Consider the following 11,569-nt stretch of genomic DNA (forward strand, 5'->3'; position numbering starts at 1 on the left):
ATCACTTCAAAATGATTGGGAATGCCTTCAGTCATGGACAGTGTTGCTCCTTTAAGAGCCAGTTTTAGATTGTCGATAATATCATCGGGTAATTTTGAGAGATTGGCAAGGGTTCTTTTTTTGACTTGATCTCCTTCTCGGTAGGACTCTCGAAGAAGAACAGCGGGGGGGGAATTACGGTTAGGAACTTTTTCTATATACATGACCACTATTTTAGCAAATGGAGAGAATTCTTTTTCATTAAGAAATTTTACAAATTACATGGGTACATTAAGAAAAGTTAAGGGGTATATCCATTGATGGATAAGGGTTTCGGCTATTATGGTATATATGTATGGGGGAAGTTCAGTTATATCTGTTCAGTCAGTTTTTTAAAGATAAACCCCTAGAACATCTCTTAGGCAAAGGTATAAAGGCTAGTGACCTCCATGATGACCGTTGAGGCAGAGTCCTAGATTTATATAGGAGATAGGGATTTAGGGAGATGGGGAAATTTTAGCTAAATTCCCTAACACACCAAAACCTATCTATCCCCAAGAAAAACTTTTTCAGCAAACTTTAACTAAGGGAGAGAAGGAAGGTGAGAGAAACCATTCATTAAAGCAGCGATCGCTTGTTCTAAAGCTAGAGAAATATGGGTCCAATGGGTTCCCCCCTGACAAAAAACGATATAGGGTTCCCGGAGGGGTCCATCGGCGGAGAATTCCGAGGTGCTACCATCAATAAACGTGCCACCAGCCATCACTACTTGGCTCTCATAGCCTGGCATTTGGGCAGGAATGGGGTCCAAGTAGGAACCGATGGGAGAATAGGCTTGAATGGCTTTACAGAAGGCAATCAGCTTATCGGGGGAACCGAGTTTAATCGCTTGAATAATATCGCGTCGAGGCACAAAAGGATCCGGATTGACCGGATAACCCAACTTATCACCCACATAGGCAATTAAATGACTGCCTTTCATCGCTTCTCCCACCATTTGCGGTGCTAGAAACAATCCCTGATAAAGAAGACGATTTTGGTCAAAAGTTGCCCCTCCCTCGCTACCGATTCCCGGTGCTGTCAGACGATAGCAGGCCATTTCTACTAATTCCGCTTTACCTGCTATGTATCCCCCAGCCGTGACAATTGTACCTCCGGGATTTTTAATGAGAGAACCGGCCATTAGATCTGCCCCCACGTCGGTGGGTTCTTGGGTGTTGATAAATTCTCCATAGCAATTATCGACAAAACAGACCGTATGCGGGTTTTGTTGTTTAACTATACGGACAATTCTCTCGATTTCGTCAATAGACAAACTCGATCGCCACGAATAACCGCAAGACCTTTGAATATGTACTAAACGGGTTTGGGGTTTAACTGCCGTTGCCAAAGCCAACCAATCGATCGTACCGGTAGAATCTAGCTCTAATTGCCGATAACTAACGCCAAAATCCTTTAAAGAGCCTTGACCACTTCCCCTAATTCCAATTACTTCCTCTAGGGTATCGTAGGGCGCACCAGCTACCGCTAACATCTCATCCCCCGGTCGAAGAACCCCATACAAGGCACAGGCGATCGCATGGGTTCCTGAAACAAATTGTACCCGCACCGCCGCCTTTTCGGCCCCCAGGGCTTGGGCGAACACTTGATCTAAAGTATCCCGTCCCAAGTCATCATGACCATAACCGCTAACACTAGCAAAATGATGCACCCCGACGCGGTTTGCACGGAAAGCGCCGAGGACTTGACGGAGATTTTCCTTGACCTGTGCGTCAATTTCCGAAAAAATGGGCAGTAAGGCCTTTTCTGCCCTGTGGAGTAGAGAGGGGATATCCATCAAACAATAGACTGTGATATTTGTTACTATTTATTAAGCGTCAAAGTTCCCCCTGTGTCAAATCGAGACGGATAAGACAATGATGCTCTGTCTCCTGTTGTTTCCCTTTGGGTTATTCAATGACTGTTGCGACTTCCGAAAAACTTCCCATTGACTGGGTGACTCTCATCTACATGGCTTTTATCCACTTAGTGGCTCTTTTAGCCTTCTTGCCTGGCAATTTTAGCTGGGGTGCTGTGGGAGTGACATTGATTCTTTATTGGATTACCGGGGGTTTAGGAATTACCCTCGGTTTTCATCGTTTGGTTTCCCATCGGAGTTTTAAGACTCCCAAATGGTTAGAATACTTTCTGGTTTTGTGCGGGACCCTCGCTTGTCAGGGGGGTGCGATCGCATGGATAGGTTTACATCGTATTCATCATAAATATTCTGATACTGCTCCCGATCCCCACGATTCTAATAAAGGTTTCTGGTGGAGTCACATGGGTTGGATGCTGCACGAAATTCCTGCCGACGAAGAAATTGCCCGTTTTACCCAAGATATCGCCGACGATCCTTTCTATAAATTCTGTCAAAATTATTTTGTTCCTATCCAAATTGTTTTAGGCTTGATTCTCTATGCTATGGGTGGTTGGCCGTTTGTAATTTGGGGAATTTTTGTTCGCTTGGTCTTAGTTTTCCACTCCACTTGGTTTGTCAACAGCGCCACCCACAAATTTGGTTATGTTAGCCATGAATCCCACGATAATTCTAAAAATTGTTGGTGGGTTGCCCTCTTAACTTTCGGTGAAGGTTGGCACAATAATCACCATGCCTATCAGTATTCTGCCCGTCATGGCCTACAATGGTGGGAGGTTGATCTGACTTGGATGACCATTCGTCTGCTGCAAATTCTGGGATTAGCTACTAATATTAAGTTGCCTCCCACCACAGCAACGGCGACAGAAAGTTAGTTTTATCCAGTTGTTAAATAGATTATAAATCTAGCCGAACTTAAGTTTAAGTTCGGTTATTTTTTCTCCGACTTAACCCAAATCTGACAGCTTTTCCCACGGCACAACTGAGGAATATAGGTAATGCGAATCCTCCCCCAAAAAACGAAATCATTGATAGGATAAACTTGATTATTTCCCCCTCTGTCGAACATTGACTGGGGAAAGCACAACTCATCCCAAGAGCGAAGGATAACCAACCAAAAAAGAAAACACACAGGGGAAATAAGAGGCAAAAAACCAGACCCCCCACTAGACAGCCTAATCCATTGGCCTTTCTATTCGATTTCTTCTCTGTCACCATCTCTATCGCTAACTTTTTCTAACCCTTAGCATAAAAAGGTCAAACTAGCAACTTTTTTAACAAATACTTAATATTTACGCTGATGTGCCGGAAAGACCCCAGAGAACGTATATTAAAAGCTAATCCCCAAATTATAGTAAGTTTCTATGAAAAAAATCTCGATTTTAGGCTCTACAGGCTCGATCGGTACTCAAACTCTCGATATTGTCACCGATCATCCCGATAAGTTTCAAGTGGTGGGATTAGCCACGGGTAATAATATTCAACTACTATCGGAGCAAATTCGGCAATTTCGCCCGCAAATCGTGGCGATTAATAACGAAAGTCAACTAGAAGACCTGAAAAGCCTAATTTCCGACCTTGACTATACCCCGATTATCCTAGCAGGAAAGGAAGGAGTAATCGAAGTGGCCCGTTATGGCGATTCCGAAAGCGTCGTCACGGGAATTGTCGGTTGTGCGGGATTGCTGCCGACAATTGCCGCTATTACTGCCGGTAAAGATATCGCCCTCGCTAATAAAGAAACCCTGATTGCTGGCGGTCCGGTGGTGCTGCCTTTAGTGGAAAAACACCGAGTTAAATTATTACCTGCCGATTCGGAACATTCAGCTATTTTTCAATGTTTACAGGGAGTTCCCACTGGGGGATTAAAAAAGATTATTCTCACCGCTTCTGGGGGCGCTTTTCGGGATTTACCCGTGGAAAAATTGTCACAAGTAACCGTAGCTGATGCCCTGAAACATCCTAACTGGTCTATGGGCAGAAAAATCACCATCGATTCGGCTACTTTGATGAATAAAGGTCTAGAAGTTATCGAAGCTCATTATTTATTTGGTGTCGATTATAATGCGATCGATATTGTTATTCATCCCCAAAGTATTATTCACTCTTTAATTGAGTTACAGGATACCTCGGTTTTAGCCCAATTAGGCTGGCCTGATATGCGTTTACCCCTGTTATATGCCTTGTCTTGGCCTGAAAGAATTTATACCGATTGGGAACCTTTAAATTTAGTTAAAGCCGGCAGTTTAACCTTCAAAGAACCCGATCATCAAAAATATCCCTGTATGGGATTAGCCTACGCAGCCGGCCGCGCGGGTGGGGCAATGCCGGCAGTATTAAACGCGGCAAATGAACAAGCAGTGGCATTATTTTTAGAAGAAAAGATTAGCTTCTTAGATATTCCCCGGGTGATTGAAAAAGTTTGCGATCGCTTTACAATTCATAACAGTTCTACCCCTAGCCTAGATGATATTTTGTCCGCCGATAGTTGGGCGCGTCAAGAAGTATCTAACTGTCTGATTGCCAATCTGGTCTAGATAGTCTAGATTCTGTAGGGATGTTAACTATAATGTCTCTACAGGTCTAGGATAGAAAAATCACTAATTTCGGCTATTTTTTCTATTTAACTAGATTTATGATGATCATGACAAGAGTTGATAACCTTCAATAAACGTCGAAAATAAAGATTAAATTGCCTAAAATCAGGGTTTTCTTATTCTTTGTGTGATAAGTTTAACTTATATAGGATCGATCTTTGTGTCCTTTGTGTCTTTGTGGTTCGTTCTAGTCGCTCGCTGGCAGGACTGTATCTTAGAGTACATTTTACCCACCAAACTCAAGAGAGCCAAATCTGTAAATAGACCATTTAATTGATTATTATTGATTCTTAATTCTCCTGGCTACTGAATCCTAACCCTAACAACAATTTTTGATTTTTACAATGAGGTGTAATGACCCTGAAACTTGATCAAAAATAAGATAAAATAAACAAGATAGCGGTTATTACTTTTAATTTTCTATGGTTACAACTTCTCTATCCCTCCCCGAAATCGCCAGAGAAACCCGTCAAGCGAGTCGTCAACTGGCTATTCTGACTAACGAAGAAAGGAATGAAGCTTTAGAGGCTATTGCTGAGGCTTTGACTGCCAATGCTGATAAAATACTAGAAGCGAATATCGCCGATGTTCAAACAGCCAAGGCGATGGAATTATCTCCAGCTTTATGTGCGCGTTTAGAGTTAAGTCCTGGCAAATTAAAAGCCGCTATTGCCGGGGTGCGAGATCTGGCTAAATTAGCAGATCCTTTAGCTACTATACAAATTAATCGGCAATTAGATCAAGGTTTAATTCTTCGGAGAATAACCTGTCCTTTAGGGGTTTTAGGGGTTATTTTTGAAGCTCGTCCCGATGCTTTAATTCAAATTACCAGTTTAGCGATAAAATCCGGCAATGGCGTTATTTTAAAAGGGGGGAAAGAGGCACTCCGTTCTTGTCAAGCTTTAGTAACAATTATTCATCAGGCATTGAGTGAAACTAAAGTTAATTCGGCGGCGGTGCAATTGTTAACAACAAGAGAAGAAATTCAGGAACTCTTAAAACTTGATCAATACATCGATTTAATAATTCCTAGAGGTTCTAACGAATTTGTGCGTTATATCCAAAATAATACCCGCATTCCTGTCCTCGGCCATGCCGATGGTATCTGTCATCTCTACATCGACAAAGAAGCCGATTTAAGCAAAGCAATTAGGATTACCGTTGATGGTAAAACCCAATATCCTGCCGCTTGTAATACCATTGAAACTTTATTGGTTCATCAAGACATCGCTAGACAATTTTTACCCGCAGTGGCCCGAGCATTAGAGGAAAAAAAGGTTAAATTATTGGGAGATGAAGCAACTCGTCAGATTATTAACGTACCATCGGCCACAGAAGAAGACTGGCAAACCGAATATAGTGATTTAATCCTGTCAATTAAAATTGTTGATAGTCTAGAATCAGCAATCGAACATATTAATTATTACGGTTCTCGACACACGGAAGCCATTGTTAGCGAAAATTTTAACACGGCCAAAACCTTTAGCGATCGAGTCGATGCCGCCGGAGTTTTTCATAATTGTTCCACGCGATTTGCCGATGGTTTCCGTTACGGTTTTGGGGCCGAAGTGGGTATCAGTACCCAAAAAATGCCTCCCCGCGGTCCGGTGGGATTAGAGGGATTAGTGACCTACAAATATCAATTAGCCGGAGATGGTCATATTGTAGCCGATTATTCCGGGGAAAATGCCCAATCTTTCACTCATAAGGATTTATAGTCGAGAAAAAAGCCGATGTTTACAGGATTAATTCAAGCCTTGGGAAAAATTCGGATCGTGGATACTGATAGACTATATTTGTCTGTATCCTCTGATACAATTCTCCAAGATTTAATGATTGGTGATAGTGTGGCTGTGGATGGAGTTTGTTTGACAGTCGAGGAAATTCTCTCAGAGGGTTTTGTGGCCACCCCTTCCCCAGAAACCCTACAGCGCACTACTTTGGGACGAAGGATTAAAACAGAAACCAGCGTTAACCTAGAAACCTCTCTGCGGGTGGGTAGTAAAATCGGCGGTCATTTTGTCACCGGTCATGTGGATGGTATTGGCTGTTTAGTCGAATCGATAATCGTGGCTAATTCTTGGGAAATGACCTTTGCTGCGCCTAGTTCCCTAGAAGAGCAGTGGAATAACTACATAGCTCGTTATATCGTCGGTAAGGGCAGTATAGCTGTTAATGGCATTAGTTTAACCGTGGCCGATTGTGATGCCTACGGTAGCTGGTTTAAAGTGGCTGTCATCCCCCACACCTACGCCGAAACCAATCTTTCCCATTTAAAATTAGGCGATTGGGTGAATCTAGAAGGGGATATTTTAGGCAAATATGTGGAAAAATTGTTAGGAATGCGCTCTTATCAAGCTCCCACCGAGATTAGCCTAGAATTTCTGGCTGAACACGGTTATTAAAAAATGCGTAACCCAGTGTAAATCTGATTGATAACTTTTTCCTATATAAAAAATCGGTGGAAAGCTTGACATTAGCCAAAATCCCCAGACAATGTTAAGTTAAATTAACCAATAGCCGAGGCTTGTATTTAAGGAAAACCCCTTATGGTAGCAACACCAGTTCAACAGAAATACGACATTAAAGATATTAGTTTAGCCCCCATCGGCAAACAACGCATCGAATGGGCCGGTCGGGAAATGCCCGTTTTGCGTCAATTAGCCGAACGTTACGCCATCGAAAAACCCTTTGCCGGACTGCGTTTAGTCGCTTGCTGTCACGTTACCACCGAAACCGCCAATTTAGCCATCGCACTAAAAGCTGGTGGCGCTGATGCGTTACTAATTGCCAGCAATCCCCTTTCCACCCAAGATGATGTGGCCGCTTGTTTAGTCGCTGATTACGGTATCCCCGTTTATGCAATCAAAGGGGAAGATAACGACACCTATCACCGTCACGTTCAAATCGCCCTCGATCATAAACCCCAGATTATCATCGATGATGGTTGTGATGTAGTGGCCACCCTGGTTAAAGAGAGAAGTCACCAATTACCCGACATTATCGGTACTACCGAAGAAACTACCACCGGTATCGTCCGTTTGCAAGCCATGCTCAAAGCCGGGGTGTTATCCTTCCCCGCAATGAACGTTAACGACGCAGAAACCAAGCATTTCTTTGATAATCGCTACGGTACAGGTCAATCTACCCTTGATGGTATCATTCGCGCCACCAATATCCTCCTCGCCGGTAAAACCGTGGTTGTGGCTGGTTATGGTTGGTGTGGTAAAGGTGTCGCTATGCGGGCCAAAGGTTTAGGCTCTAATGTAATTGTCACCGAAATCAACGCTGTGCGGGCCATTGAAGCAGCGATGGACGGTTTCCGGGTTATGCCCATGGATGAAGCCGCTAAAGAAGGCGATATCTTCATCACCGTTACTGGTAACAAGCACGTTATCCGGGCCGAACATTTTGACCTGATGAAAGATGGGGCGATTGTTTCCAACTCCGGTCACTTTGATATTGAAATCGACCTGCAAGCTTTAGGCGCAAAAGCCGATAATGTCAAGGAAGTTCGCAACTTTACCCAACAATATAGACTAAAAAGCGGTAAATCCGTCGTTGTTATCGGTGAAGGTCGCCTAGTTAACCTGGCAGCCGCCGAAGGTCATCCTAGCGCCGTTATGGATATGAGTTTCGCTAACCAGGCGATCGGTGTAGAATACTTGGTTAAAAATCAAGGTAAATTGGCCCCCGGCATCTACTCAATTCCCTACGAATTAGACCAAGAAATTGCCCGCTTGAAACTGCAAGCCATGGGGATTGAAATCGATACCCTCACCGAAGCCCAATTAGAATATATCAACTCCTGGACTTCCGGAACCTAATATCAGTTATCAGTTATCAGTTATCAGTTATCAGTTATCAGTTGTCAGTTGTCAGTTGTCAGTTATCAGGAGATTGCTTTTATTTATTCTTGCCACTCCCCCACTCCCTTTTTTTACTTTAAAACTGTTTTCTAAATCCTAAAAAAATATGACTGAATGGATTACAAATACAATGACTTCCATGGGCTATTTAGGCATAGCCCTATTAATGTTTTTAGAGAATCTTTTTCCTCCCATTCCCTCGGAATTAATTATGCCCCTAGCGGGTTTTACCGTCCATGAGGGACAAATGCAATTTATTCCGGCAGTGGTAGCGGGGATTTTTGGTACGGTCATCGGAGCGCTACCTTGGTATTATCTCGGTCGGGTTGTGGATGAGGAAAAAATCGAAAAACTAGCCGATAAATACGGCAAATGGATTACCGTTTCCGCTAAAGATATTCAAAAAGCAAATCAATGGTTTAACCGTCACGGTAGTAAAGCGGTTTTACTCTGTCGTTTGGTCCCCGGAGTACGAACTTTGATTTCCCTACCCGCCGGGATGAATCACATGGCGATGATTCCCTTTTTAGTTTACTCCACCATCGGCACGACCCTCTGGGTCGTTTTTTTAACGGCAGCAGGTTACTTTTTAGGGAAAAATTACCCCCTTGTGGAAGAATATCTGGCTCCTGTGTCAAAAATAGCTCTACTTGTCCTCGTTATCTGGTTTATCCTCTGGATTATCCGCAAACGTAACCGCCGGTATGAGTAAATGTTGATGAGAGGTGGTGTTTTACGACGGATTGTCACCTTCGAGTCAAAGCAGCAATTTTTGTATTCTAACGCGCCCTACGTTTTACTACGTTTTACTGCTTATAAAGGGGCAAAAGGATAAGAATATACGAGGTTTTAATATGCCAACAATTAAACTACGTTCTCAGATTGGTAGAGATGGAATCTTACATTTAGATATACCGTCCGATTTTAAAGACACTGAAGTAAATGTTACAGTAACCGTTGAAGCGGTTCAAGAAGTCAGTGAAGATTTAGCAAGTAGAAAAGAGGAAAGAAAACCTCGCTATAATGCCTGGGGCAACCCAGTAGTAGAGCAATCTATTACCCAAGCTATTTCAGGAATGCGCCGCCTTCAAAAAACTGTAGCTTTACCTAAAAGTGAAATTCGTGCCATGCGAGAAGAAGGGAGGCGGTTTTGATTGAGTTCGTTTTAGATTGTTCGGTAGCAATTAGCTGATGTTTGGTCGATGAAGATAATGATTATGCTAACGCAGTATTAGACATAATGCCAAACGCCGAAGCATTTGTTCTCGAAATTTGGTCTTTAGAGATTGTCAATACTCTCCTAGTCGCAGAAAGAAGAAATCGGATGACGGTCGAGCAAACTCAAGCATCGATTAATTGGTTACAGTCTTTACTTATTACTATTTTTGGATTACCGCCGCGATGATTGGATTTTTCTGGGAGGTCAGGGATTCATGAGGAAAGGATGATATATAATGATAGTCTATGACAGAGAGAGACATTAAATACTGTTTGGTATTAGGAGAAAAGCTTTGCCACTGATTAAAATACCAAGGAATTATCTGATTGCTGAAGATGAAAATTTCATTACAGCAGACGTGCCAGATTCACTGCTTCAGCTTTGGCAAAAAGATTATCAAAAGGTGGTTAAAGCCAAAGGTATTCTTAAGGATAAAAAAGCGGCAATGCTATCTCATGTAGAGTCTCTTCGTCGGGAGTGGGATGGATGAAATACGTCTATGATACCAATATTTTTATTTATTATTTAGCCGATGATGATATAGTTACTTCTTTTTTCTCCCCAGCTTTTTTGAGTTTGCATCAGATTTTTATCTCACCAATTGTCAGAATTGAGTTACTCAGTTTTCCTACTTTGTCTAAGGAAGAAGAGCAGATAATTGAAGATTTACTCTCACAGTTTGAATTAATTCCCATATTGAGAGAAATTGAAGATCTGACTATTCAACTGAAACGACAGTATAAAATCAAGATTCCCGATGCCATTATTGCCGCGACAACATTGAGCCAAAATGGATGTTTGGTAACTAGAAATGTTGATGATTTTAAGGGGATTTCCAGTTTAAATATTAAAAACCCGTTTATTGATGAGGGGTAAAGAATAGTAGAAGAGCGAGAATTAAAAGTTGACTTATCTGCAAAGTAGCTTACTACTGGAAACCGATAGATTGATGACAGCAACCAGTGCCAGGTATTGAAGTAGGAAAAAGCCTATGTTTTCGTTCTAGAAATCTCCAAAACTAAGCTTGACAAATTGCCTGAAGTTGTTATATCTTACAGGTTACGAGTCTTTGCGCGAGAGAAGAAAAAACGAGAATCGACCAAAGACCCCCTGTTCCCTTCTCAGATCCACACGCTACGGCTAGGAACATCTCGGCGGGAAAGTGCGTTAGCTAATTCGTACCAACTCCATTTTCCTTTTCCTTTTTCAACTAATTGGAGAAGCACCAATTCAAGTTGGGTTAACTGTACGGTATCTTTCATGATTAATCCTCTATACTTGGGTGAAATAAAACGCCAAATCCTTCTTTTAAACCATAATCTTCAAGGGTTGCTGTGTGAGCATTATTCCACAACTTGTAAGCCAGATCGGGATCGGGTGGCTGTCCAGTGGGATAGCCTAGTTTTTTATTTTTTGATAGGATAATTTAAGAATTTTACCTCCCGCTTTAGATGGTTCAAATAGCCTGCCGCTAATAGCTCCTGTCTCTTGCATTATAGATTAATTCATCAGTCCTTTATTTTGATTTTTTAATTTTAGTAACAGCTATTTTTTATGAGAACAACCTTCCCCAAAATTACTTTTCAAGATTTTTGATGTTATCGAGAGCTTTGAGATACATTTCCATATTGTCTTGCTGCGCGTAAAGTTGTGCCGCTTGATTGTAGTCTGCGATCGCACCTTGCTTGTCTCCTAAGTTATACTTGGCATTCCCGCGATTGTAGTAGGCAAGAGCATAGTCGGGTTTGATATTAATGGCTTGATTGTAGTCTGCGATCGCACCTTGCTTGTCTCCTAAGTTTTTCTTGGCAAACCCGCGATTGTAGTAGGCAAGAGCATAGTCGGGTTTGATATTAATGGCTTGATTGTAGTCTGCGATCGCACCTTGCTTGTCTCCTAAGTTATACTTGGCATTCCCGCGATTGTAGTAGGCAAGAGCATAGTCGGGTTTGATATTAATGGCTTGATTGTAGTCTGCGATCGCACCTTG

General features: G+C 42.2%; 16 protein-coding genes. 12 read left to right on the forward strand and 4 right to left on the reverse strand.

Features of this window, described 5'->3' with window-relative positions:
• On the reverse strand, positions 1-203 hold a 203-nt coding region (locus tag IM485_RS06490; protein WP_502882160.1), incomplete at its 3' end, for an IS1634 family transposase N-terminal domain-related protein.
• A 131-nt stretch (positions 204-334) separates the two neighbouring features.
• On the opposite strand from IM485_RS06490, the gene IM485_RS06495 reads away from it, so the two are divergent.
• Positions 335-442 (forward strand): DUF4277 domain-containing protein, encoded by a 108-nt coding sequence (locus IM485_RS06495; protein WP_396888621.1) that lies wholly within the window; start codon positions 335-337, stop codon positions 440-442.
• A gap of 120 nt (positions 443-562) precedes the next feature.
• Here IM485_RS06495 and IM485_RS06500 read toward each other — a convergent pair whose 3' ends face one another.
• On the reverse strand, positions 563-1,816 hold the full coding sequence (locus IM485_RS06500) for a methionine gamma-lyase family protein (protein ID WP_104397761.1): 1,254 nt from the start codon (positions 1,814-1,816) through the stop codon (positions 563-565).
• A 119-nt stretch (positions 1,817-1,935) separates the two neighbouring features.
• Between IM485_RS06500 and IM485_RS06505 the strand changes: the two genes are divergently transcribed.
• The 11 genes from IM485_RS06505 to IM485_RS06555 all read left to right on the forward strand — a co-directional run bounded on the left by IM485_RS06505 (position 1,936) and on the right by IM485_RS06555 (position 10,455).
• On the forward strand, positions 1,936-2,769 hold the full coding sequence (locus tag IM485_RS06505) for an acyl-CoA desaturase (RefSeq protein ID WP_002748596.1): 834 nt from the start codon (positions 1,936-1,938) through the stop codon (positions 2,767-2,769).
• A 489-nt stretch (positions 2,770-3,258) separates the two neighbouring features.
• Positions 3,259-4,431 carry a 1-deoxy-D-xylulose-5-phosphate reductoisomerase gene (gene dxr / locus IM485_RS06510; RefSeq protein WP_287742046.1) on the forward strand — a complete coding sequence of 391 codons (1,173 nt, stop codon included), beginning with the start codon at positions 3,259-3,261 and terminating at the stop codon, positions 4,429-4,431.
• A 482-nt stretch (positions 4,432-4,913) separates the two neighbouring features.
• Positions 4,914-6,209 carry a glutamate-5-semialdehyde dehydrogenase gene (gene proA, locus IM485_RS06515; protein ID WP_104397763.1) on the forward strand — a complete coding sequence of 432 codons (1,296 nt, stop codon included), beginning with the start codon at positions 4,914-4,916 and terminating at the stop codon, positions 6,207-6,209.
• A gap of 15 nt (positions 6,210-6,224) precedes the next feature.
• Positions 6,225-6,896, forward strand: a complete 672-nt coding sequence (locus tag IM485_RS06520; protein ID WP_287742048.1) for a riboflavin synthase — start codon at positions 6,225-6,227, stop codon at positions 6,894-6,896.
• A 144-nt stretch (positions 6,897-7,040) separates the two neighbouring features.
• Positions 7,041-8,318, forward strand: a complete 1,278-nt coding sequence (gene ahcY, locus IM485_RS06525) for an adenosylhomocysteinase (RefSeq protein ID WP_002732258.1) — start codon at positions 7,041-7,043, stop codon at positions 8,316-8,318.
• A 148-nt stretch (positions 8,319-8,466) separates the two neighbouring features.
• Positions 8,467-9,072, forward strand: coding sequence for a DedA family protein (locus IM485_RS06530; protein ID WP_190722729.1), 606 nt, complete (start codon positions 8,467-8,469; stop codon positions 9,070-9,072).
• Positions 9,073-9,195, forward strand: coding sequence for a hypothetical protein (locus IM485_RS06535; protein ID WP_287709531.1), 123 nt, complete (start codon positions 9,073-9,075; stop codon positions 9,193-9,195). It abuts the gene before it with no gap.
• 19 nt (positions 9,196-9,214) lie between these two features.
• Positions 9,215-9,514, forward strand: coding sequence for a hypothetical protein (locus tag IM485_RS06540; RefSeq protein ID WP_002795863.1), 300 nt, complete (start codon positions 9,215-9,217; stop codon positions 9,512-9,514).
• Between the two features lie 86 nt (positions 9,515-9,600).
• Positions 9,601-9,765, forward strand: a complete 165-nt coding sequence (locus tag IM485_RS06545) for a PIN domain-containing protein (RefSeq protein ID WP_287742051.1) — start codon at positions 9,601-9,603, stop codon at positions 9,763-9,765.
• Between the two features lie 106 nt (positions 9,766-9,871).
• A complete protein-coding gene (locus tag IM485_RS06550) occupies positions 9,872-10,069 on the forward strand; it encodes a hypothetical protein (protein WP_002789758.1) in 198 nt (65 codons plus the stop codon).
• Complete coding sequence (locus tag IM485_RS06555) at positions 10,066-10,455, forward strand: type II toxin-antitoxin system VapC family toxin (RefSeq protein ID WP_271926813.1); 390 nt, start codon at positions 10,066-10,068, stop codon at positions 10,453-10,455. The genes IM485_RS06550 and IM485_RS06555 overlap by 4 nt, the downstream gene beginning before the upstream one ends.
• A 245-nt stretch (positions 10,456-10,700) precedes the next feature.
• Here IM485_RS06555 and IM485_RS06560 read toward each other — a convergent pair whose 3' ends face one another.
• Together IM485_RS06560 and IM485_RS06565 are read right to left on the reverse strand one after the other, a co-directional pair.
• Positions 10,701-10,841 (reverse strand): hypothetical protein, encoded by a 141-nt coding sequence (locus tag IM485_RS06560; protein WP_164502940.1) that lies wholly within the window; start codon positions 10,839-10,841, stop codon positions 10,701-10,703.
• Positions 10,842-11,155: 314 nt separating this feature from the next.
• Positions 11,156-11,569 (reverse strand): tetratricopeptide repeat protein (locus IM485_RS06565; protein ID WP_287742054.1); only part of this gene is annotated, 414 nt, incomplete at its 5' end.

The organism is Microcystis sp. M169S2, assembly GCF_020245865.1.
In the GTDB taxonomy this organism is placed as follows: domain Bacteria; phylum Cyanobacteriota; class Cyanobacteriia; order Cyanobacteriales; family Microcystaceae; genus Microcystis; species Microcystis ichthyoblabe_A.

Bases quoted from the DNA above. Each gene is read 5' to 3' on its own strand.
- IM485_RS06495 (WP_396888621.1), top strand. From the start codon at position 335: ATGGGGGAAGTTCAGTTATATCTGTTCAGTCAGTTTTTTAAAGATAAA.
- IM485_RS06500 (WP_104397761.1), bottom strand. From the start codon at position 1,816: ATGGATATCCCCTCTCTACTCCACAGGGCAGAAAAGGCCTTACTGCCC.
- IM485_RS06505 (WP_002748596.1), top strand. From the start codon at position 1,936: ATGACTGTTGCGACTTCCGAAAAACTTCCCATTGACTGGGTGACTCTC.
- dxr (WP_287742046.1), top strand. From the start codon at position 3,259: ATGAAAAAAATCTCGATTTTAGGCTCTACAGGCTCGATCGGTACTCAA.
- proA (WP_104397763.1), top strand. From the start codon at position 4,914: ATGGTTACAACTTCTCTATCCCTCCCCGAAATCGCCAGAGAAACCCGT.
- IM485_RS06520 (WP_287742048.1), top strand. From the start codon at position 6,225: ATGTTTACAGGATTAATTCAAGCCTTGGGAAAAATTCGGATCGTGGAT.
- ahcY (WP_002732258.1), top strand. From the start codon at position 7,041: ATGGTAGCAACACCAGTTCAACAGAAATACGACATTAAAGATATTAGT.
- IM485_RS06530 (WP_190722729.1), top strand. From the start codon at position 8,467: ATGACTGAATGGATTACAAATACAATGACTTCCATGGGCTATTTAGGC.
- IM485_RS06535 (WP_287709531.1), top strand. From the start codon at position 9,073: ATGTTGATGAGAGGTGGTGTTTTACGACGGATTGTCACCTTCGAGTCA.
- IM485_RS06540 (WP_002795863.1), top strand. From the start codon at position 9,215: ATGCCAACAATTAAACTACGTTCTCAGATTGGTAGAGATGGAATCTTA.
- IM485_RS06545 (WP_287742051.1), top strand. From the start codon at position 9,601: ATGCCAAACGCCGAAGCATTTGTTCTCGAAATTTGGTCTTTAGAGATT.
- IM485_RS06555 (WP_271926813.1), top strand. From the start codon at position 10,066: ATGAAATACGTCTATGATACCAATATTTTTATTTATTATTTAGCCGAT.
- IM485_RS06560 (WP_164502940.1), bottom strand. From the start codon at position 10,841: ATGAAAGATACCGTACAGTTAACCCAACTTGAATTGGTGCTTCTCCAA.